The sequence below is a fragment of the Streptomyces sp. NPDC002958 genome, from assembly GCF_055563255.1.
The window spans coordinates 76,695-97,431 of record NZ_JBVHDS010000001.1; the positions used below are offsets into that span (position 1 = coordinate 76,695).

18 protein-coding genes and 4 pseudogenes are annotated in these 20,737 nt (G+C 69.7%); 11 read left to right on the top strand and 11 right to left on the bottom strand.

Annotated features, from left to right (window positions below):
* Positions 1-104: 104 nt before the first annotated feature.
* The 4 genes from ACZ3IC_RS00390 (at position 105) to ACZ3IC_RS00405 (ending at position 6,650) form a co-directional block, all read left to right on the top strand.
* Positions 105-1,232, top strand: coding sequence for an LLM class flavin-dependent oxidoreductase (locus tag ACZ3IC_RS00390; protein WP_467411176.1), 1,128 nt, complete (start codon positions 105-107; stop codon positions 1,230-1,232).
* 405 nt (positions 1,233-1,637) lie between these two features.
* On the top strand, positions 1,638-3,377 hold the full coding sequence (locus ACZ3IC_RS00395; RefSeq protein WP_467411177.1) for an N-acyl-D-amino-acid deacylase family protein: 1,740 nt from the start codon (positions 1,638-1,640) through the stop codon (positions 3,375-3,377).
* Positions 3,374-4,837 (top strand): aldehyde dehydrogenase family protein, encoded by a 1,464-nt coding sequence (locus tag ACZ3IC_RS00400; protein ID WP_467411178.1) that lies wholly within the window; start codon positions 3,374-3,376, stop codon positions 4,835-4,837. The genes ACZ3IC_RS00395 and ACZ3IC_RS00400 overlap by 4 nt, the downstream gene beginning before the upstream one ends.
* 247 nt (positions 4,838-5,084) lie before the next feature.
* Entirely contained in the window at positions 5,085-6,650 is a 1,566-nt protein-coding gene (locus ACZ3IC_RS00405) for an APC family permease (RefSeq protein ID WP_467411180.1), read from the top strand.
* Positions 6,651-6,842: 192 nt separating this feature from the next.
* On the opposite strand, the gene ACZ3IC_RS00410 is transcribed toward ACZ3IC_RS00405, so the two are convergent.
* The 4 genes and pseudogenes from ACZ3IC_RS00410 to ACZ3IC_RS00425 all read right to left on the bottom strand — a co-directional run bounded on the left by ACZ3IC_RS00410 (position 6,843) and on the right by ACZ3IC_RS00425 (position 9,976).
* Positions 6,843-7,505, bottom strand: coding sequence for an endonuclease (locus ACZ3IC_RS00410; RefSeq protein WP_467411182.1), 663 nt, complete (start codon positions 7,503-7,505; stop codon positions 6,843-6,845).
* The gene (locus ACZ3IC_RS00415) at positions 7,502-8,140 is read right to left on the bottom strand and encodes a DNA polymerase ligase N-terminal domain-containing protein (protein ID WP_467411183.1); all 639 of its coding nucleotides are present in this window, start codon (positions 8,138-8,140) and stop codon (positions 7,502-7,504) included. The genes ACZ3IC_RS00410 and ACZ3IC_RS00415 overlap by 4 nt, the downstream gene beginning before the upstream one ends.
* Positions 8,141-8,300: 160 nt before the next feature.
* Positions 8,301-9,733, bottom strand: a pseudogene (locus tag ACZ3IC_RS00420) (CehA/McbA family metallohydrolase).
* Between the two features lie 84 nt (positions 9,734-9,817).
* Positions 9,818-9,976, bottom strand: a complete 159-nt coding sequence (locus ACZ3IC_RS00425; RefSeq protein WP_467411185.1) for an Arc family DNA-binding protein — start codon at positions 9,974-9,976, stop codon at positions 9,818-9,820.
* Here ACZ3IC_RS00425 and ACZ3IC_RS00430 point away from each other — a divergent pair.
* Together ACZ3IC_RS00430 and ACZ3IC_RS00435 are read left to right on the top strand one after the other, a co-directional pair.
* Entirely contained in the window at positions 9,975-10,106 is a 132-nt protein-coding gene (locus ACZ3IC_RS00430; RefSeq protein ID WP_467411186.1) for a hypothetical protein, read from the top strand. The genes ACZ3IC_RS00425 and ACZ3IC_RS00430 overlap by 2 nt on opposite strands.
* 15 nt (positions 10,107-10,121) lie before the next feature.
* Positions 10,122-11,063: pseudogene (locus ACZ3IC_RS00435) on the top strand (RNA-guided endonuclease InsQ/TnpB family protein); the annotation flags it as partial.
* Between the two features lie 210 nt (positions 11,064-11,273).
* On the opposite strand, the gene ACZ3IC_RS00440 reads toward ACZ3IC_RS00435, so the two are convergent.
* From ACZ3IC_RS00440 to ACZ3IC_RS00450, 3 genes and pseudogenes are all read right to left on the bottom strand, one after another.
* Positions 11,274-12,065 carry a DUF2785 domain-containing protein gene (locus ACZ3IC_RS00440; protein ID WP_467411188.1) on the bottom strand — a complete coding sequence of 264 codons (792 nt, stop codon included), beginning with the start codon at positions 12,063-12,065 and terminating at the stop codon, positions 11,274-11,276.
* A gap of 258 nt (positions 12,066-12,323) precedes the next feature.
* Positions 12,324-13,160 carry a recombinase family protein gene (locus tag ACZ3IC_RS00445; RefSeq protein ID WP_467412067.1) on the bottom strand — a complete coding sequence of 279 codons (837 nt, stop codon included), beginning with the start codon at positions 13,158-13,160 and terminating at the stop codon, positions 12,324-12,326.
* A pseudogene (locus ACZ3IC_RS00450) lies at positions 13,124-13,789 on the bottom strand (Tn3 family transposase); the annotation flags it as partial. The pseudogene ACZ3IC_RS00450 and the gene ACZ3IC_RS00445, both read right to left, overlap by 37 nt.
* A 66-nt stretch (positions 13,790-13,855) precedes the next feature.
* On the opposite strand from ACZ3IC_RS00450, the gene ACZ3IC_RS00455 reads away from it, so the two are divergent.
* Positions 13,856-14,701 (top strand): LLM class F420-dependent oxidoreductase, encoded by an 846-nt coding sequence (locus ACZ3IC_RS00455; RefSeq protein WP_467411189.1) that lies wholly within the window; start codon positions 13,856-13,858, stop codon positions 14,699-14,701.
* A gap of 106 nt (positions 14,702-14,807) precedes the next feature.
* Here the strand turns inward: ACZ3IC_RS00455 and ACZ3IC_RS00460 are convergent, their stop codons facing one another.
* Both ACZ3IC_RS00460 and ACZ3IC_RS00465 read right to left on the bottom strand, forming a co-directional pair.
* Entirely contained in the window at positions 14,808-15,593 is a 786-nt protein-coding gene (locus tag ACZ3IC_RS00460; RefSeq protein WP_467411190.1) for a hypothetical protein, read from the bottom strand.
* Positions 15,594-15,689: 96 nt separating this feature from the next.
* Positions 15,690-15,905: a hypothetical protein gene (locus tag ACZ3IC_RS00465; protein WP_467411192.1), complete on the bottom strand. Its 216-nt coding sequence runs from the start codon at positions 15,903-15,905 to the stop codon at positions 15,690-15,692.
* A 141-nt stretch (positions 15,906-16,046) separates the two neighbouring features.
* Here ACZ3IC_RS00465 and ACZ3IC_RS00470 point away from each other — a divergent pair, with 141 nt between their 5' ends.
* Complete coding sequence (locus ACZ3IC_RS00470) at positions 16,047-16,751, top strand: DUF4232 domain-containing protein (protein WP_467411194.1); 705 nt, start codon at positions 16,047-16,049, stop codon at positions 16,749-16,751.
* Between the two features lie 314 nt (positions 16,752-17,065).
* Here the strand turns inward: ACZ3IC_RS00470 and ACZ3IC_RS00475 are convergent, their stop codons facing one another.
* Both ACZ3IC_RS00475 and ACZ3IC_RS00480 read right to left on the bottom strand, forming a co-directional pair.
* Complete coding sequence (locus ACZ3IC_RS00475) at positions 17,066-17,311, bottom strand: DUF397 domain-containing protein (protein ID WP_467411195.1); 246 nt, start codon at positions 17,309-17,311, stop codon at positions 17,066-17,068.
* Positions 17,308-18,172, bottom strand: a pseudogene (locus ACZ3IC_RS00480) (helix-turn-helix domain-containing protein). Before ACZ3IC_RS00480 ends, ACZ3IC_RS00475 begins: the two are co-directional and overlap by 4 nt.
* 129 nt (positions 18,173-18,301) lie before the next feature.
* Between ACZ3IC_RS00480 and ACZ3IC_RS00485 the strand changes: the two are divergent.
* The 3 genes from ACZ3IC_RS00485 to ACZ3IC_RS00495 all read left to right on the top strand — a co-directional run bounded on the left by ACZ3IC_RS00485 (position 18,302) and on the right by ACZ3IC_RS00495 (position 20,664).
* Complete coding sequence (locus tag ACZ3IC_RS00485) at positions 18,302-18,724, top strand: ATP-binding protein (protein ID WP_467411197.1); 423 nt, start codon at positions 18,302-18,304, stop codon at positions 18,722-18,724.
* A 106-nt stretch (positions 18,725-18,830) separates the two neighbouring features.
* On the top strand, positions 18,831-19,694 hold the full coding sequence (locus tag ACZ3IC_RS00490; protein ID WP_467411198.1) for an NmrA family NAD(P)-binding protein: 864 nt from the start codon (positions 18,831-18,833) through the stop codon (positions 19,692-19,694).
* A gap of 355 nt (positions 19,695-20,049) precedes the next feature.
* Positions 20,050-20,664, top strand: coding sequence for an RlpA-like double-psi beta-barrel domain-containing protein (locus tag ACZ3IC_RS00495; RefSeq protein WP_467411200.1), 615 nt, complete (start codon positions 20,050-20,052; stop codon positions 20,662-20,664).
* Positions 20,665-20,737 lie beyond the last annotated feature (73 nt).

A 20,737-nucleotide genomic window follows, 5' to 3' on the forward strand; every position in this document is an offset into this window, starting at 1 on the left:
ACCTGACGATGCGTCAGGTATTGACGGGTTCGGGCGCCGGTGGAACAGTCGGACACATCGCAATCTGACGGTGTGTCAGAAACGAATGAGGACGGTGAACCCCCTTGGAATTCGGGCTCTTTGTACAGGGGTACGTGCCCGCCGCACGGGCCAGGACCGACCCCGGGGCAGAGCACAAGGCGCTGATCGAGGAGACCGAGTACGTCATCCAGGCGGACAAGTCCGGCTTCAAGTACGCCTGGGCCTCCGAGCACCACTTCCTGGAGGAGTACTCGCATCTGTCGGCCAACGATGTGTACCTGGGCTACCTCGCGCACGCCACGGACCGCATCCACCTCGGATCCGGCATCTTCAACCCGCTCGCCCCCGTCAATCACCCGGTGAAGGTGGCCGAGAAGGTCGCCATGCTCGACCACCTCTCCGAGGGCCGCTTCGAATTCGGCTCCGGGCGCGGCGCCGGCAGCCACGAGATCCTGGGCTTCATGCCGGGCATCACCGACATGAACCACACGAAGGAACTCTGGGAAGAGACCATCGCCGAGTTTCCCAAGATGTGGCTCCAGGACGAGTACGCCGGCTTCCAGGGCAAGCACTGGTCGCTGCCGCCGCGCAAGATCCTGCCCAAGCCGTACGGGAAGTCGCACCCGGCGATGTGGTACGCGGCCGGGTCGCCGTCCTCGTACGCGATGGCGGGCAGGAAGGGGCTCGGCGTGCTGGGCTTCAGCGTGCAGAAGGTCTCCGACATGGAGTGGGTCGTCGAGTCCTACAAGACGGCTGTCAAGGAGGCCGAACCCGTCGGGGACTTCGTCAACGACAACGTCATGGTCACCTCCACGGCCATCTGCGCCGAGACGCACGCCAAGGCCGTCGAGATCGCGGTGGGCGGGGGCCTGAACTATCTGCAGTCGCTGCTGTTCCGCTACCACGACACGTTCCCCCGGCCGGAGGGGATACCCGAGTGGCCGGAGCTGCTGCCGGAGTATTCGGAGGAGATCATCGAGCTTTTGATCGCCGAGGAGCTGATGATCTGCGGAGATCCGGACGAGGTGCTGCGGCAGTGCAAGCGGTGGGAGCAGGCGGGGGCGGATCAGCTGAGCTTCGGGCTGCCGATCGGGATGAGCCGTGAGGACACGCTGAACTCGATCAAGCTGATCGGTGAGCACGTGATCCCGAAGATCGACACGGACCCGGTGCACCGGACCTCACGGTTCCGGGGGGCGGCGGGCGCGTAGGGGGTGGGGCGGGGCCAAGTGGGGCAGGGCGGGGTGCGGGTTCGATACGCCTGCGGCGGGCGTTGTCCTACCCGCCCCTACCCGCCCTTTCCCGAACCGGGGCTCCGCCCCGGCCCCTGCGCCCGAAGCGCCGGCGGGGCTGGATTTCGTTCCGCCCCGGCCCCCGCGCCCGAAGCGCCGGCGGGGCTGGATGTCGCTCCGCCCCGGCCCCCGCGCCTGAAGCGCCGGCGGGGCTGGATGTCGCTCCGCCCCGGCCCCCACGCCCGAACCCCGACGTGGACGAGAACAGCGGCGTCTTCCCGGACCGCCGCTCCGTGGAGCCGGGGTGCGTACCGCGCGGCCGTGCGCACCCCGGCTGCACACCCACGATCCCGCGGCGGGAAACACAGAAGGGAACCCCTTGGCATGCTCGACCACCTCATACGCGGAGCGACCGTCGTGGACGGTACCGGCGGACCCTCCTACCCCGCCGACATCGGTATCCGCGACGGCCGTATCGCCGTCATCGCCGAGCCGGGCGCGCTCACCGAGGAAGCCGTCACCTCCGAGGACGCCACCGGCCTCGTCCTCGCCCCCGGCTTCGTCGACCCCCACACCCACTACGACGCCCAGCTCTTCTGGGACCCGTACGCCACACCGTCCATGAACCACGGCGTCACCACCGTCGCCGGGGGCAACTGCGGATTCACTCTCGCCCCGCTCCACCCCGAACGTCCCGAGGACGCCGACTACACCCGCCGCATGATGTCGCGGGTGGAGGGCATGGCCCTCAAGGCACTGGAGGAGGGCGTCGACTGGACCTGGTCCAGCTTCCGCGAATACCTCGACGCCCTCGAAGGGCGGATCGCCGTCAACGCCGGGTTCATGGTCGGCCACTGCGCCCTGCGCAGACACGTCATGGGCGCCGACGCGATCGGCGGACAGCCCACGCCCGAACAACTCGACGCCATGCTCGCTCTCTTCCACGACGCGATGGACGCCGGAGCCTGGGGACTGTCCACCACCCAGTCCGCCACCCACTCCGACGGCGACGGGCAGCCGGTCGCCTCCCGGCACGCGCTCCCCGAGGAGCTCCTCGCCCTGTCCCGCGCCGTCGGTGAACACGAAGGCACCCAGCTCGAAGCGATCGTCGCGGGCTGCCTCGACCAGTTCTCCGACGAAGAGATCGAGCTCCTAGTCGACATGACCGCCACCGCGGGACGACCGCTGAACTGGAACGTCCTCACCATCGACGCCGCCGTCCCCGAACGCGTACCCCGCCAGCTCGTCCCCAGCGAACGGGCCCGCCGGGCCGGCGGCCGGATCGTCGCACTCACCATGCCGATCCTCACCCCCATGAACATGTCGCTCGGCACCTTCTGCGCCCTCAACCTCATCCCCGGCTGGGGCGACATCCTCGCCCTCCCCGTCCCCGAACGCATCGAACGGCTCCGCGACGCCGGCACCCGCGCCGAAATGCTCCGCCGCGCCGAGAGCAAGGAGGCCGGGGTCTTCCGCCGCCTCGCCGACTTCGGCCGGTACGTCATCGGGGACACCTACAGCGCGGCCAACGAAGGGCTGAGCGGCCGCGTCGTGGGCGACATCGCCGCCGAACGGGGCCAGGACCCCTTCCACTGTCTCGTCGAGATATGCGCCGCCGACACACTGCGTACGGTGCTGTGGCCCATGCCCACCGACAACGACCCCGAGTCCTGGGCGCTGCGACGGCAGACCTGGGAACACGAGGACGTCATGCTCGGCGGCTCCGACGCGGGCGCGCACCTGGACCGGATGTGCGGCGCCCCGTACACCACCCGTTTCCTCGGCGACTGCCTGCGCCGACGTAGACTCCTCCCCCTCGAACAGGCCGTCAAGATGCTCACCGACGACCCCGCCCGGCTCTTCGGGCTCCGCGACCGCGGCCGCATCGAGGAGGGCTTCCACGCCGACCTCGTCCTGTTCGATCCCGAGCGCATCGACGCCGGGCCCGCCACCCTCGTCCACGATCTGCCCGGCGACAGCCCCCGCCTCGACTCCAAGGCCATCGGCATCGTGTCGGTCCGCGTCAACGGGGTGGAGACCCTGCGCGACGACAAGGTGACCGGCGCGGTCCCCGGTACGGTGCTCCGCTCCGGCCGCGACACCCGGACGGTGAGCACCGTATGAGCGACACGAACAGGCGCCTCTTCATCGGCGGCGAGTGGACCGAACCCGACCACGGCCACTACGAGGTGATCAACCCGGCCACCGAGGAGACCGTCGGCCTCGCCCCCGAGGCGAGCCGCGAGCAGGTGTACGCGGCAGCGGCCGCGGCCCGTGAGGCCTTTCCCGCCTGGTCCCGCACCCGCCCCGAGGAGCGGGCCGCGATCCTCGACCGCGCCGCCGATCTGATGCAGCGAGACTTCACCGGCAACGCCGCACTCGCCCAGGCGGAGAGCGGCGCCACCACGGCAACGGCCAGGGGCATGCAGGTCGCCGTCGGCGCGGCCCGCTTCCGCCGGTACGCCAGGGGCGCCCTGGAACCGGCCGAGGAGGCGATCGCACCGCAGATCAACGAGGCCGGACCGATGGGGCGGGCCGGTGTCTTCGGGGCGCTCGCCGTACGCCAGCCGGTCGGCGTCGTCACCTGCATCACCTCGTACAACAACCCCTGGGCCAACCCGGCCGGCAAGGTCGCCCCCGCGCTCGCCATGGGCAACACCGTCGTCGTGAAACCCGCACCGCAGGACCCGCTCTCCGTCTACCGGATGGCCGAGGCGCTCGAAGAGGCGGGCGTTCCGGACGGCGTCGTCAATGTCGTCACCGGATCGGGCCCCGAGGCGGGCGAGGCGGCAGTCGACTCCCCGGACGTCGACATGGTCAGTTTCACCGGCTCCACGGCCGTCGGGCAGCGCATCGCCGAGGTGTGCGGGCGCGGCATGAAGCGGCAACTGATGGAGCTGGGCGGGAAGGGGGCCGCCGTCGTGCTCGACGACGCCGACCTCGATTCCGCGGTGGCGGGCATCGGCACGACGTTCTCCTTCTACAGCGGTCAGATCTGTACGGCTCCGACCCGCGTCCTCGTCCAGCGCGCAGCCCACGACGCCCTGATCGAGAAACTCGCCGCGTACGCGGGCTTTCTGAAGGTGGGCGACCCGAGAGCCGGGGGCACGGTCGTCGGCCCGGTCATCTCCGCCGCCCACCGCGACCGCATCGAGTCGTACATCGAACTCGGCCGGAAGGAGGGGGCAAGGACCGTCACGGGCGGCGGACGCCCGGCCGGACTCGACCGGGGCTTCTACGTCGCCCCCACCCTCCTCGCCGACTGCACCAACGACATGCGTGTCGTCCGCGAGGAGATCTTCGGCCCGGTCGTCGTGGTCGTCCCCTTCGACGACGAGGAGGAGGGCATCGCGCTCGCCAACGACAGCGACTACGGACTGATCGACTACGTCTGGTCCTCGGACGTGGCACGCGCCTTCCGGGTGGCCCGGCAACTGCGCGCCGGAGGGGTCGGCGTGAACACCATCGGGCGGAACATGGAGGCCCCGTTCGGCGGGTTCAAGAAGAGCGGTGTCGGGCGCGATGTCGGCTCGTACGCCCTGCACGCGTACAGCGAACTCCAGGCGATCGTCTGGCCGGGCTGAACCGGCAGGCCCCGTGGGTGTCCGTTGAGCGGACACCCACGGGAAATTTTTGAATCCCCACAAAACGGACAGTGCTGCGATTCCCGTACGCTGCTGTAATCGAGCGTTAACCTCTCATTAGTAGGTTGGGTTCGCTCATTACCTTCAATTTACTTATGCGTGCCCGTCCTGTCTCCAGGAATTCAAGGGTGAGACGCCGGAGTCTCAGCCTCCGAATATGGATATCGCATCGCCTAACGTCCTCTTCATGACACAGCTGGACGCGCGGCCGCAGGCCGGAGAAACGGCCGGGGGCAGCGCTCCGGCCGACGGCGGTGTACGCGGCAAGGGCCTCGGCGGGAACTCCGTCGGCCTGATGGGCAGTGCCGTCATCGGCATCTCCACCGTCGCCCCCGTCTATTGCCTCACCTCCACCCTCGGCTCCACCGCGGGCGAGGTCGGCGTGCAGATGCCCGCCATCTTCCTGGCCGGCTTCCTGCCGATGCTGCTCGTCGCATTCGCGTACCGCGAACTCAACAAGGCCATGCCGGACTGCGGCACCTCCTTCACCTGGACGGTGAAGGCATTCGGCCCGCGCCTCGGCTGGATGTGCGGCTGGGGCCTGGTCATCGCGACGATCATCGTCCTGTCGAACCTCGCGGGCGTCGCCACGTCGTACTTCTGGCTCCTCGCGGGCGAGATCACGGGCAGTGATTCGATCGCCGCCCTGGACGACAACAAGGCCGTCCACATCCTCACCTGTCTGACCCTGATCGCGCTCGCCACGGCGGTCAGCTACCGGGGGATGACGGCAACCAAGGGCGTCCAGTACACCTTGGTGGGCCTTCAACTCGTCGTCCTCGCAATGTTCGTGGCGATGGCCGTGCAGAAGGCCAACAGCGGGGAGTTCGCCACGTCGCTGGAATTCTCCTGGTCCTGGCTGAACCCGTTCGCGGTGGATTCGTTCGCGACGTTCACGGCGGGTCTGTCGCTGTCGATCTTCATGTTCTGGGGATGGGATGCCTGTCTGACCACCAACGAGGAGACCGTCGGCAGCGAGAAGACCCCCGGGCGCGCCTCCCTCATCGCGATGGTCGTGCTCGTCGGCTCCTACCTGGCGACCGGTGTCGCCGCCCAGATGGCGGTCGGCTCCGGCAGCTCGGGCCTCGGCCTCGCCAACCCGGACACCTCCGACAATGTCTTCGCCGCGCTCGCCGGCCCGGTCATGGGCCCCGGCCTCGGTGTCCTGCTCTTCATCGCCGTCCTGGCCTCCGCCGCCGCGAGCCTGCAGACCACCTTCATCCCGGTGGCCCGCACGGTCCTGGCGATGTCCACGTACGAGGCCCTGCCCGCCTCGTACGCCCGCGTCCACCCACGCTTCAAAACCCCGGGGAAGGCCACGGTCATGGCGGGCGTGGCAACCGGCGTCTTCTACACGGTGATGACCCTGGTCAGCGAGCACGTCCTGGTCGACACCATCTACGCACTCGGCCTGATGATCTGCTTCTACTACGCGCTGACGGCCTTCGCCTGCGCCTGGTACTTCCGCGCAGACCTGACCCGCTCCGTCCGCGACCTGGTCTTCAAGGGCCTCTTCCCGGTCCTCGGCGGGCTTCTGCTCGCCTCGGTCTTCGGCAAGACCCTCTACGACATGTGGGATCCGGCGTACGGCTCCGGCTCGTCCGTCCTCGGGGTCGGCTCGGTGTTCGTGATCGGTGTCGGGCTGCTGCTGCTCGGTGTCGTGCTGATGCTGGTGATGCAGCGTCGCAGCCCGGCGTTCTTCCGCGGCGAGGTGCTGACGAAGGAGACCCCGGCGCTGGTCGTGGAGGACTGAGGGCCGGGGCTTCCGGCCCTCAGGCTCTGGGCTTCGGGCCGGAGGCCGGTACCCCCGGGAGCCGGGGTCCGCTCAGCCGGCGCGCCAGTAACCCGGCGCGTTCACTCGCTCCTCGGCGATGGCCAAGTCCAAGGCGCCGCCGGCCGGGCCTAGGGCGAGGCTCACCCTGATCCGCTCCTGCCGGCCGCTCCCTCAGGCCCCCGCTCCGACGACGTCGTCCACGATGTGCTGGTCCAGTGCGGCGCGCACCAGGGCCGCCGCGAGCACGGCGGGCCCGCGGTCGTCGGCCGGCTCGGCCTGCTCCGCCAGCCGGACGAGCTTGGCCGGCGAGGCGGGCAGCCCCAGCTTCTCGGCGCCCTGAAGCGCCTTCCCGTCCAGGAACGGTGCCGCCTCCGGCCACACGGCCTGCACCTCGCGCACGAAGATGTCCGCCCCGGCCGGCCCCATGCCCGGGGTCCTGCGCAGCCCGGACCGCAGGATGTCCAGGTCGCCGTCGGCCTCCTTGCGCAGCCGCCGCAGATCGCCCCCGTACTCGACCAGCAGGAGCTCCGCCCCGTCGCCGAGCTGGGTGGCGGTCCGCTCGTCGTAGCGCCGGTAGCCGCCCTCGCCCAGCGCGTCGACACGCTGCTGCCATGTCGACCCGATCATCCGGTCCGGGGACCGCATGCCGTGGGCGAACAGCGCGCGTGCCGCCGCCACCGCCACGGACGCCCGGATGCGGGCGCTCAACAGATCGCTGAGCACGAGCAGTTGGTACAGCGGCTGCGGTGTGTTCCGCAGCCGGATGCCCGCCTCGGCGGCATAGGTGGTGCCGTAACGGCTGAGAAGGACTTCCACGGTCCTGCGGGCAGTCACGAGGCCCCGCCCCCTTCCTCGGCGGCGACCTGCTGCAGGGTTCGCCCCGTACGGGCCGAACGTGCCCGGTACGGGTCGGGTGTGCCCGGCCCGTCATGGGTGGCGCGCCCGTCCTTGGCCTTGATCAGCAGCCATATCTCCCCGCCCGGGACATCGCTCTCGCCGCCTCCCTTGAAGCGGGTGAGGGCGAACTCGCCGTGCAGCTTGGTCCCGTCGAGCCAGAAGGTCGCGTGCCCGTCCTCCAGGGCCTGCTCGAACGGCACCGGTGCGCCCCACCGGTCGTGGCTGAGCGGCCGGTAGGTGCCCTGATCCCAGACGATCACTGTTCCGCCGCCGTGCTCGCCCTTCGCGATGACTCCCTCGAACGTGCGGTACTCCAGCGGGTGGTCCTCCGTGGGGACGGCCAGCCGCCTCTCGCGCGGGTCCTCCGAAGGTCCGCGAGGCACCGCCCATGACTTCAGCACGCCGCCGACCTCCAGCCGGAAGTCGAAGTGCATGCGCCGCGCCTGGTGGATCTGAACGACGAAGCAGGGCGCCGCGCCCGTCCGCCCGCCGTCGCCGTGCGGCTCCGAATCCGCGTCGAAATGCCGTTTGCCGCGATAGTCCCGGAGCCGGTCGTCGTTTTCGCCGGTCATATCCATCCGGACACCTCCTCCGGCAGGCCCGCCCGGTGTCCCCCTTCCACTGTGACGCCCCCGGCGGCGAAGCGCACAGGGGCGGGACGCCGGGGCGGACCGAAGGTATCTCGATATCAAATATCTTGACGCCGAGACGTTCATTCCCCGCGCCGGCGCCCTAACCCTCCAGGAACACCGGATTGGTGAGCGCCGCCAGTGCCCCCGGCAGCCCCGGCACCGTCGCCGGATGCCGGACCTCGGCCCGTACATAGGCGGCGTACACGGGCGTCGTGCGCCACTGAACCGTCCCCGTCCCCGACTCCGGCAGCGTGGCCGTGAACAGCGTGCCCTGGTCGGTGACGAAGTGCGCGGTGCAGCCGGGTGCCCCGGTCACCTCCAGCCGTACGGTGACCGGGGTGTCGTCGCCGTCCACCCGCAGCCGCTCACCGATCCCCGCATGCAGGCCGCGCCCGCCCGAGGCGCCGAAGGACAGGGTGACGGCGGACGATTCGGCGATGTAGGAGCGCCCGGCCCGGTCCCGGCCACGATCGCCTCGCGCGACAGCTCGTCAGCGAGGACGACGGTCTGCGGCAGCCCCACCTTGTCCGGCTCCCGGTGCGCGTCGCTGTTGCCCATCGCCGGAACCCACGGCTTCGACGTACGGACCGCCGCCACAAGGGAGTTGTCCCACTCGGCGAGGGCGATCTCGTCCTCCGGGGTGTACGCCCCGTTCCACACCTCCACCGCGTCCGCCTCGCCGAAGCCGAACTTCCAGTGACAGCCGATGCAGGTGGCGTGCGGATGAGCGGGCACGACCAGACCACCGGCCCGGCGCACAGCCTTCGCGTAGTGCCCGAACCGGTTGTCGCGGGCCCGGTAGCGCCAGTCGACGAACGTTCCCGGGTCGGTGGCGAGCGCGATCACATGCCCGTTGCGGGTGGTGACCTCCGCGCCCGTGAGGATGAGCAGATCGTCACCCCACAGCCCGTCCCACGCGCTGTGCGCGGAGTACGTGTTGTGCTCGCTGCTGTTGATGAAGTCGAGCCCGGTCGCGCGTGCGGCGGCGGCGATCTCCGCCGGGGTGCGCTTGCCGTCCGAGTGGACGGAGTGGAGGTGACAGTCCCCGCGGTACCAGTCGCGCCCGCGCCCCTTCGCCCGCTCCGGCGGATACACCGGCTTCGGCGTGGACCCGGTGGGCCCGAAGCGCAGGGTGGTTGTCACCTCGTACGGGAGCCCTTCCGGGGCGACGGTGTACGGCCCGAGGGCGATGTTCCAGGTCCCGGCCCGTACCGGACCCGCGATGTAGCCGGGCGTCGCCTCGTCCGCCCGGATGAAGAAGCTGCTGCGCGCCCCGCCGGACCACCCCCGGAACCCGCGCCCGCCCAGCTCCGTGCCGCGCTCGTCGAAGATGCCGATGTCGAGGGCGTTGCCCTGGGTCCCGGCCGGGACGGGCGTCTTCTCGTACGTGTACGAGACGGCTATCTCCCGCACTCCGCGCGGTACTTCGACCGGTAGATAGACGAAGTCGGGCGACCCGGTCGGCAGAGTGCCGCGCACGGTCCTGGTCCGGTCCGGGGCGTCGTCCCCGGTCGCGGCGTCGGCGAAGCTCACCGGGTACCTCCGAGGATGCCCCGGCCTTCGGCCCGGGGAGGAATCGGCCCCTTGCGGAGCAGGGAAGACAAAGAGTAATCGCCGTCAGGGTGATTGGTCGTCTGCCGAGACGTCGCCGCGCCCGACCTCGAGCCGGTGCAGGATCTCGGAGTTGAGGGACCTGCGGGCCGACTTGGCCTGAGCGACAAGCCACTCGTGCAGGTCGACGGGCAGGCGGAGTGTGATGCGCACTTCGTGATCCATGACCGAAACTTTAGTGGCAGAATGGTGGCATGGCGACACCGCAGTTATGGGAGAGGGCGCCAGGCACGCCCGGTACACCTACCGGCTTCGCGTGTCGTCGACCGCCCGCGCCGCCCTGCTCGCCGAGTGAGACCGCTGTCGCTGGGTGTGGAACGAATGCGTCGCCAAGTCCCGTACCGTGCACGCCCACAACCGCAAGCACCCCGCCGGCAGGCTGACGTGCGGCCCGGCCCAGCTCGACAAGATGCTGACCGACACCCGTGCCCGCACGCCGTGGCTGGCTGAGGGCGCCTCGGTGCCGCAGCAGCAGATCATCCGGGACTTCGCCAAGTCCCGCTCCAAGGCACTGAAGGACATCGACAAACGCCTGCCCATGCGGCAGCGCGCCGGGATGCCTCGGCCGAAGAAGAAGCGCGAGGCGCTGCCCACGCTGAACTACACGCAGCGCGGGTTCCGGCTGAAGGACGGCCGCCTCCGCCTCGCGGGCGGCATCAGCCTGACAGTGGTGGGGTCCCGCGAACTGCCTGCCGCCCCCTCCTCGGTGCGCGTATACCAGGACGCCGTGGGCCACTGGTACTGCTCGTTCGTCGTCGCCACCGAAGTCCAGCCCCTTCCAAAGACGGGCGCCGTCCTCGGCGTGGACTGGGGCGTGAAGGAGAAGGCCACCACCACATCCGACGCCCACGACCTGCCCCACCCGCAGCACGGGCGCAAGGCTCAGGCAAAGCTGACCCGGTACGACAAGATGGTGGCGCGCCGCAAGCCGAAGAAAGGCCAGGCTTCCTCGAAAGGCCACCGTGAGGCGAAGAAGTCGCGCGCCAAGGTCTACGCGAAGATCGCCCGGCAGCGGCAGGACACGGCCCGCAAGTGGGCCAAGCGCGTCGTGCGCGACCACGACGCCATCGCCGTCGAAGACTTCCGACCGAAGTTCCTCGCCAAGACCACCATGGCCCGCAAAGCCGCCGATGCGGCGATCGGCGCCACCAAGACGGCCCTGATCGAGATGGGCCGCAAGCACGGGCGCGATGTGCGCCTCATGCACCCCGCGCACACCACCATGGACTGCGCGACGTGCGGAGCGAGAACGGCCTTGGTACTGGTGGGCTCTCGTATTAAACCGTCGCCAGTTCTCCGAGGAGTCCGACCGACTGGTTACCTTGTGTGATCGCCAGCGGCGTACGGCTCCGCGTCCCGCCGCTCTCCTTGAGGAGGTGGCCGGTGTGCGCGACCAGTGCCAGCCTCATCGTCTGCGGTGGGCGTGCGCGCCGGCCTGCCCAGCCGGACCGGATGTGGTCGGTCAGCGTCTGACGATCCGGTCGAGGACGGTGGCGATGGCGGACTTGAACGCGTCGCGGTGGTAGAGGGGCTGTGCGGGCAGTTCGCTGGTGGGGCGCACGCCCCGGTCGGCGAGGATGTAGAGCAGGCGCAGGGTGCGCAGGCAGTTGCTGATGTGGGCGGGCACCGGGAGGCTGATGCGGCCGGCCCCGAAGCGGTCGGCGATCGGGTCCAGCCAGCCGACGGTGTCGCGTTCGCTCAGGTCGGTGCGGGTGAGGACCCGGGCGATCGCCCGGGCCAGGCGGTCGTCCTCCAGCTGGTCGTAGACGTGGTCGGTGGGCGCCGTCAGCCGCGCGGCGGCGAGGTCCAGCATCCGCACCGGCGCCACCTCGGGGTGGCAGCCGAAGCCGGCGAGCAGGTCCGCACCGTGGGCCACCGCGTGCAGCCAGCCGAGCGTCTCGTCGTGCCCGCGTAGATCCCGCTCGGCCGGGTACCAGCGCTCGAACGCGTCCACCCAGCTGGCCTTGAAGTCCCCCGCGGTCACCAGCATGTCGAGCACGAGTGGGGCGAAGGTGCGGGCCTCGACCCGTGGGTCGGTGAACCGGTCGGCCATCTCGTCGCCCAGCTCCAGCCGCCGGGACCTCCCGATCACGCCTCGGGCGATCCAGGTCGCGAGGACGGTGTGGGGCGCGCCGTCCCGGACCAGTGGATCGGGATCCGCCAGCGCGCGGGACAGCTTGCGGACGAGGTCGTCCATGGGCCGGTCGGCGGGCACGGCACAGTCGGCGGCCTCTACGCTCTTCCAGTCGATCATGACGGGCAGAATAGGTCCTTACCATTGCCGCACACCTGCGAATTATGTCCAGGCACCCACCTCAATCCGTCAACTCCCCGACCGGAAACGAAAGTTCTGGCGTCGGTATCACGCTGCCCGCCGAAGCCGGACAGCGTGACGCGCAGCGGCTCGGTCCAGCGCACCATCGCCGCTGGTCCGTGATCAGCCGAAGCCAGACCGCTGGTCACGCGGCGGTTGGAACATCGGTACAGCGGTTGGCGCTGAGAACGATCATGGTCAGCCTGTGAATGCGCTGACCCGGTTCTCGTACTCACGGCGGGCCTTGCGCTGTGCCGGGACCGCAGGGACGCCCTGGGCGCCGTCGAGCGGCTGGCAGCGGGCGAGGAGCTGGTGGTGCACCGCGAGGACGGCGGTCACGCGCAGGGTGTAGCCCTGGCCGCGCCGTACGGTCGCCCCCTGGTCGAGCGCGGCCTGCTGGGCGGGCTCCAACTCGGTGGTGCGGAGGAAGTCGGCGACCTTGCCCGGCATGTCGAGGGTGACCGGCAACTCCGGGGCCGGGACGGGTTCGGCGGCGGCGACGTGCTCGGGCAGGAGGTCGGCGACGGCGGTACGGATGGCGCCGCGACTGACGCTGTACTCGCGGCCCAGCGCGGCGATGGACTGGCCCTCCAGGTAGGCGGCCCGTACGTCGGTGACCGTGTCGCCCGCGAGGACGGGGCGGCGTCCGCCCTTGTTGCCCTTGGCTTCGGCGGCCCGCAGCCCGTCGTACGTCAGCTCGCGTTGGAGACCGCGCTGGAGTTCGCCGGCGGCGGCGAGGGTCTGCACCATGAACTTCACGGTGGACAGCAGCTCGCCGGTGCGCGGGTGGCGGGCGGTGAGGTCCATGCCGGAGAACGCGCCGTCGTGGATGCGCAGCGCGAGCCGGTCGCGGTGCAGGACGTCGAGCACGTCAAGGATGTGCCGGGTGCCGCGCACCAGGCGGAACATTTCGGAGGTGTGCACGGTGTCACCCGGCCGTGCATAGGTGAGCAGGTCGCCGAACTTCGGACGCTCAAGCGGGTGTAGGCGGCTGGAAGTGCCAGACTCCTCCTCGAAGACGACCGGGTCCTCGATCCCGGCCTCGTCCGGTAGGTGTCGTCGACCGGGTCGACCACGTGCAGCAGATGTTCGATCTTGGCGATCCGCCCGTACTCCGCGAACGCGGCGCCCAGCGGGGTCGGGCGGCCGTCGCGTCCGAACATGCGCAGCAGGTCGTAGGCGCGGACCTGGTTGGTGACCAGGGAACCGGCGACCTTCAGCATGTCCGGCCAGTGCGTGATCACCTTGTTCAGGTTCACCCGGTTGCGGGCCAGGTCCTCCACCGCGCCGTAGCTGCCCGTTTCGACGCCGGGCATCGTGGCCCGCCAGAACCGCTGGTCGTCCAAGTCGCGGAACCTGGGGCTGAAGTTGTAGCCGAGGATCTTGAACAGGCCGAACACCATGTCGGAGTACGAGGCGTTGTCGGTGGCCACCATCTCCGGCTTCACGCCGCGGTCCAGGTTCAGCAGCGCGTCCAGGATGTGCAGGGAGTCGCGCGGAGTGCCGGGCACGACCATCTGCCCGATGCCCGCGACCTGGTCGTTGACGGCGTTGAGCCAGGTGATGCCGCGCTTGAACCCGAAGTACTTCGGCGACGGCGCCGCGCTGACGGTGCGGACGGGGACGACGAAGCGCAGCCCGTCCACCGAGGCGAGCAGCCCATTCCGCACCGCACGGCATGCGACGGCATACGTTGGGGCGCATACCGGATCACGACGGAGGTGTCCTCTATGCGGATCGCCACAACGATCTTCCTTACCGATGAGACCATCACGCCGCTGCGGCTCGCCCGCGAGCTCGAACAACGCGGGTTCGCCGGGCTCTACCTGCCCGAGCACACCCACATTCCGGTGAGCAGGGACACCCCCTACCCGGCGGGCGGCGAACTCCCGCCCGAGTACGGCCGCACCCTCGACCCCTTCGTTGCCCTCGCCCAGGCCGCCGCCGTCACCGAACGCCTCGCCCTCGGCACCGGCATCACGCTCGTCGCCCAGCACGACCCGATCGACCTGGCGAAGCGGATCGCCACCCTCGACCATCTCTCCGGCGGCCGGTTCACGCTGGGCCTCGGCTACGGCTGGAATGTCGAGGAAGCCGCGGACCACGGGGTGAACTGGTCGACGCGCCGGGAACTCGTCCGCGACAGAATGGCCCTGATGCGTGCCCTGTGGTCGGACGAACCGACGGCGTACGAAGGCGAGTTCGGCTCGGTACGGGCCAGCAACGCGTACCCGAAGCCGGTCCAGGCGCCCCGTGGCCCGGTGAACGGCCCCCGCACCCTGATCGGCGGCGCGGCAGGCCCGAAGCTGTTCGCGCACATCGCGCAGTACGCCGACGGCTGGCTCCCGATCGGCGGCCGAGGCCTGACGGAGTCCGTACCGAAGCTGCGCGAGGCCTGGGAGTCGGCCGGCCGCGACCCGAAGCAGCTCCAGGTGGTCCCCTACGCGGTACTCCCGAGCCCGGGAAAGCTGGCGCACTACGCGGACCTGGGCATCGAGGAGGTCGTCCTCCAACTGCCCCCGGCGGGAGAGATGGAGGTACTGCGGGCGCTGGACGCGTACGCCGAGTATCTGTGACCGTGTCCGGGGTGGCGCGGCAAACCGGGGGATTCCTCGGACGGCAGCGGCCGGTGCACGAGGAACGGTGACCCGTCGGCGGGCCGTTCTCCGGCCCGCCGCGAGGTCACTTCACCGTGACGGCGTCGCCGGTGGAGACGACCTTCATGGTCGTGGTCGTACCGAGGAACGCCCAGCGCCAGCTGCCCGACGCGGTGGCCTTCACCGTCGCGCGGAGATGCCCCTTGCTGTCCGTGGTCGCCGTCTTCACGGTGCTGTACGAGCCGCCGGGCTTCTTGTACTGCAGCTTCACCACCTGCTTGGTGAACGCGTGGTACTTGAGGTCCGTCCAGTTGGCCCGCGACAGCTTTCCGGTGACGGTCAGCGTGCCCCCCTTCCTGACCGGCTCGGGCGCGGCGTCCGTGGTCAGGGTCGCGGCGCGCTTCACCTTGAACAGCGCGATGCGGTCGGAGATCCAGTAGTCGCGGTCATTGGCCCGGACCGTGGCGTTGACCTGCCAGTTCCCCGCGACCGCGTTGGCGTCCCAGCCCTCGTTGCCGCTTCCGTACGAGTCGATCCAGGTTGGGTCGATCTCCATCGTCGCGGTGCACACGGACGTCGTCGTGCTGACCTTCTTGCACGTCGTGCCGAGGTGATCGACCGGCCCATAACCATTGGTCGTGTTGTACGCGGACACATCGGCGACCCCCTTCACCCCCGAGTTGTCCTTGATCGTCATGGTGATCGGGAACCGCTTGACGTTCTTGACCCCGACGATCACATTGCCGCCACCGTTCACGACGGTCTTGGTGACCCGGATGTCACCCCGCCCCTCCGCGTGAGCGGCCGGCGCCACCGCGACCCCAGCGGCCACTGCCGCGACCACGGAGGCCACAATGATTTTTCTTCGCATGTCCCACCCCTGTTCTCCCCGCCTCGCGGCAGGGGAAGGAAAGAGTAGCGGTCACCCTGACGTGCCTCACGTGCGAGGAACCGAGTTGATCGGGAGTCAGATTCCCACCAAGAGTGTCGGCAGCTTGCGCATGTCGTCGAAGACCACGGTGTCCGGACCTTCCAGCCGGTGCGCCGGAGTCAGCCCGCCCGCGTGGCCGAGCGACCGCATGCGGGACGAACGGGCCGCCTCCGGCTGCCCCTCCAAGGGGCGCGGGTGCCACCGGGGCATCCCATCGCCGCGTTCCAGGGCGTGGTCGTTCTCGCAGGTCAAACCCCGTATCGGCGTCCCGGCGTCCCGGATGCCCCGCTCCCGCTTGTCCTCGCGTTCCTGGAACGGATTGTCTGTTGCCGAGCCGGACGGAGTACGCCGAACCGGCCCCGAATCGCCACCACGCACACCACGGGGGAACCCATGAAGCTCACTCACACCAGCGCGACCTTCCTCGCCGGCCTCACGCTGGTCAGCGCCCTCGCTCTGACCGCCTGCAACGGCGGCGACGGCAGCACGGACGCGGCGCCCGCCGGCTCCTCTTCCAGCGCCTCGACGGGAGGGAACGCCGGCACCGGCAGCGGCGACTCGGACCAGAGCTCCAGCGGCAGCAAGGGAAACGGCAGCGACGGCAACAGCGGCAACGGGGGCGGCGAAGGCACCCTCGCCGGCACCGGCTCCAACGAGCAGTCGGTCGGCATCTGCCGCAGCGACGAGCTGGAGGTCAGCGCTACCGACAACACGACCGACAAGGAGGAGGGCGTCGTCACCGTCCAGTTCAAGAACGGCGGCGGCCGCGACTGCACCATCAGCGGCTTCGCCGGCGTCGACCTGAAGATGGCATCGGGCGACACCATGTCCGTGGAACGCAACGACGACAAGCCCCGGTCCGACGTCCTCAAGGACGGCGAGTCCGCCGCGTTCAACATCACGTTCCCGGTCAACAACACCGGCGGCTCCGGCGTGCGCGTGTCCAAGATCCTGGTGACTCCGCCGAACGAGACGAAGACCGTCACCATCGCCTGGCCCGCAGGCTCCCTCCCGGTCGAGAACCCGGACTCCCAGAGCACCAACCGGCCGATCCGGATCAGCCCGCTCGGCAAGGTCAGCGACTCCCCCGCGGGCTGACACACGCGAGTGCCCTCCCGGCCAGGGAAACGCCCTGGCCGGGAGGCGCCGGGAGCTCACTGCGCCGCGCAGAGTGCTGGACTGCCCTGCCACGGCAATCCAGTTGGGAGGTGGGGCCGGCGGTCATGCGATGGGGAGGTGCCGCGGTCCTCGGCTGCGGTCGGGCATGCGCGGATGCGGCCGCCGGGAAGGGCTTCGTCGGGGGCCGCCGCGACGCGGTCGACCGGGTCGCGGCGCACCGGGTCGCGGCGCACCGGGTCGCGGCTGTCGCGATCCGGTGCGGGACCAGGTGTGCCAGGCGGATCGGGCCGCGCTCAGCCCTGACGCGCGTACGAGACGAAGGCGGACCAGGTGGCGGGGGCGACGTCGAGGTGGGGACCCTGGATGTCCTTGGAGTCGCGGATGTGGATCGTGGTGGGGCAGATTGCGACTTCGACGCAGGTTCCACCTTCGCCGCCGCTGTGGCTGCTCTTGTGCCAGTCGTAGGCGACCTCGATGCAGTTGCCGCCTTCGCCGTCGCTGTAGCTGCTCTTGAACCAGTGCAGTTGCTCGGTGTTCATCGCTCTCCCAGCATCTTCTCGATCAGCGTCAAGGACTCCCTGGGGCTGAGAGCCTGCGCCCGCGTGATTCCATAGCGCTCGTTGAACAAGCGGACCTCGTCTGGATCGGTGATGAGGCGGGCATGCCCCTGGATCTCCGTGTACGCCGCCTCGCTACGGCCCTTGGGGGTGAGGAGGGTGAATGGGCCATCCATCGAGGGATGTTCGTCTCGATCGATTGGCATCACCTGAAGTTCTACCGTTCGCATTCGGCCGATCTGGCTCAGCCTACGCAGTTGGCCGATGTGGACGGTACGTCCGCCGAGTGGGCGTTGAAGAACCGCCTCCTCCACCACGAAACTGAATGTCGGTGCGGGCCAGCGTTCGAAGATCTGCTGGCGGGCGAGTCGATCCGCGACCCGTTTCTCCACCATCTGCTCGTCCAGCAAGGGGCGGCGCTTCGTGAACACCGCTCGCGCGTACTCCTCTGTCTGGAGCAACCGGGAATTGCCTGGTTGCTGTACTCGTGGAGCGCCACGGAATCGGCTTCCACCCGGCGAAATCCCGGAACCAGTCCGGGTGCCGCGTCCGTGACCGTGACAGTGCCTCTCGTACCTCATCGACCGCTGCTCGCAGCACCCCGCCCGCGTCCAGCACCTGGTCCGCGCGGCCCAGGAAGTCCGGCTGAGGTGTCCGTACACCCCGTTCCATCGCTGAGATCAGGTCCTCGCCGCAGTGCGCCGCCAGGCCCAGATCCCTCTGGCTCAGGCCCGCGCGTTCGCGCAGCACCTTGATCTGCTTGCCCAGCGCCCTGAACAGGTGCGCCGTCCCGTCCGACTCGGCCGGTCGCTCCGGTCGTTCCTCACGTTCCGCGTTCGCCATCTACCCCGCACCGCTCTCTGTCCGCCACGGCCGACGCCCCGTACAGCCGACCGGGCGTGCCCGTACAGCTACTCGGCGTCGTGGTGTCACTCCTGGTCAGCGTACGAGGGACCGGACACGCTGAGTCACATGAACGCCGAAATCACCCATGTGAGCGCCGAGTTCGTCCAACGGTTCAGCGCCACCCGCCGCGGGGCACGGCTTGCCCGCCGGCTCGCTGTCCATCAACTCGACGAGTGGGGCCTGCCGTACGGGAGCGAGCTCTCCGACAATGCCGCCCTGGTCGTCGCTGAACTGGCGGCTAACGCGGTGCTGCACGGGCACGTGAGAGGGCGGGACTTCGAACTCAGGCTTCTCAGCCTTGCGGGCACGCTCCGTATCGAGGTGTCGGACGCACTGGGTGAGCGGGGGCCGCAGCGGTGTGTGTTGACGAGTGGCGCGGAGTCCGGGTACGGCCTGAACCTGATCGAGGCGCTGGCCACGTCCTGGGGAGTCACCGACCGACTCGTAGGCAAAACGGTCTGGGTCGAGTTGCTTGCCAGTCATCATTGAGACGGATACGCGGCAGCGTCGACGCCCGCCGCCCGGGCCCCTTCCGGTGGCAGGTCCGGCCGCCGCTGGTCAGCATGGACCCGTATCCGTCGACCAGGGAGACCTCATGTCCATCGTGGTACTCGGAGCGACCGGTGGCCAGGGCGGCGCGGTGGCTGCCGCCCTGCTGGAGGCGGGGCGTGCCGTGCGCGCCGTGGTGCGTGATCCCGGCAGCGGGCGGGCCAGGGCGCTGGCGGCGGCCGGAGCGGAGGTCGTCCCCGGGAACCTGTTCGACGCGGGCTCGCTCGCCGAGGCGTTCCTGGGCGCGACGGCCGCGTTCGCCGTGACCACGCCGTTCCAGGACGGTCTGGACGCGGAGGTGGCCCAGGGTGCGGCGATCGTACGGGCCGCCGAGGGCGTCGCACTGCCGCATCTGGTGCTGGCCTCCGTCGCCAGTGCGGACCGTGGCACCGGCATCCCGCACTTCGAGACCAAGGCCAGGATCGAGGAACTGCTCGCCGGCTCCGGACTTCCGGCGACGGTGGTGGCACCGACCTACTTCTACGACAACGCGCTGGGCGCGCTGGACGAGGTTGCCGCCGGCCTCCTCACCATGCCGCTTCCCGGCGACACGCCCCTTCAGCAGGTGGCACGGCAGGACCTTGGCCGGGTCGTGGCCGAGGTCGTGGCCGATCCGGACCGCTGGATCGGGCAACGGATCGAGGTGGCGGGCGACGATCCCACGCCGGTCCGGATGGCCGAGGAGATCGGACGGGCCGCGGGCGGTGCGGTCGCGTTCCGGCAGACGCCGCTGGCGGACCTGCGCACCACCAACCCCGACATGTTCGCCATGTACGGCTACCTGGCGGACACCGGCTACCAGGTGGACCTGGAGGCGCTGCGTACGCAGTTCCCCACCGTCCCCTGGACCCCGTACAGCGCATGGGTGGACGCCCAGAAGTGGCCGACGCCCCGCGTCAGGGCAACGTGACACATGGGCTGTGATGCCGGCCGGTGGCCACGTCACGGGTATCCGGTCACCTGCGCAACGGCGGTCCGACATCTCTGGTGGTCGGCTGGGTGCACCGATCGCGAAGAGCGTGATGAAGGCGGTGCCGGGCAAGTGGCGCCCTGGGACACGTGTGCGGAGTTCCCGGCCTGTTGCCGAACGTCAGCGGGGCGTCAGCGGAGCATCAGCGGGCTTGGTCATCATGGGGCCGCTGCGATCGTCGGCCCATACGGGCGAGCGTCGCGGTGGCGTGGTTGCGAGGAAACTTCGTGGCACCCCCCCGCCACGAATGCCTTGAACACGCGCCGTCCCGAATGTGACATTCAGAGAAGGAACGTTGAGAGCAAAGATCGCCAAAATCGCGGCGGCCACACTGCTGGCCGTCGGCTCCGCTGCCGTGATCACCGTCGCCACCGCCTCCGCCTCGGAGGACACCGGCACCCCCATCCCGGCATCGAGCGCTTCAGGGCAGCCGGACCCCGCACCCACCCTGACCGAGTCACTCCGTTCCACTCTCGCCCCGGAACCGGGCAGCACAACGGCACCACCTTCGGGGCCGGGCAGTACAACGACGCCGTCCCCGGAGCAGAGCAGGACAACGGCACCGCCCCCGGAGCAGGGCGAGTCACCGGAACAGCCGTCGCAGGGCTACAGCGGAGCAGCGAGTTTCTTCAGCTCCAACGGGGTGCCGGGGGCGTGCGGCCAAGCCATCAGGGACAGCGATTTCGTTGTTGCGCTCGACCACCGCATGTTCGAATCCGGCGAGTCCCCGTCTCCTCAGTGCGGAAGGAAGGTCGTAGTCACGCACAACGGAAAGTCCATAACCGCGACGGTCCTTGACGCAAGCCCGACTACGGAAATGTATGGCCTCGATCTGACGCGCGCCGCATACCAGGCGCTCGCCTCCCTCGACCAGGGGATGATCGACGTCACTTGGCGTTTCGTGGAGTAGTCGGCTCGCCCGCCATGTTCCTTGCAGGTTTTCGGTAGGTCTCACGCGGCGGGACCCGGCCGACCGGGTTCCG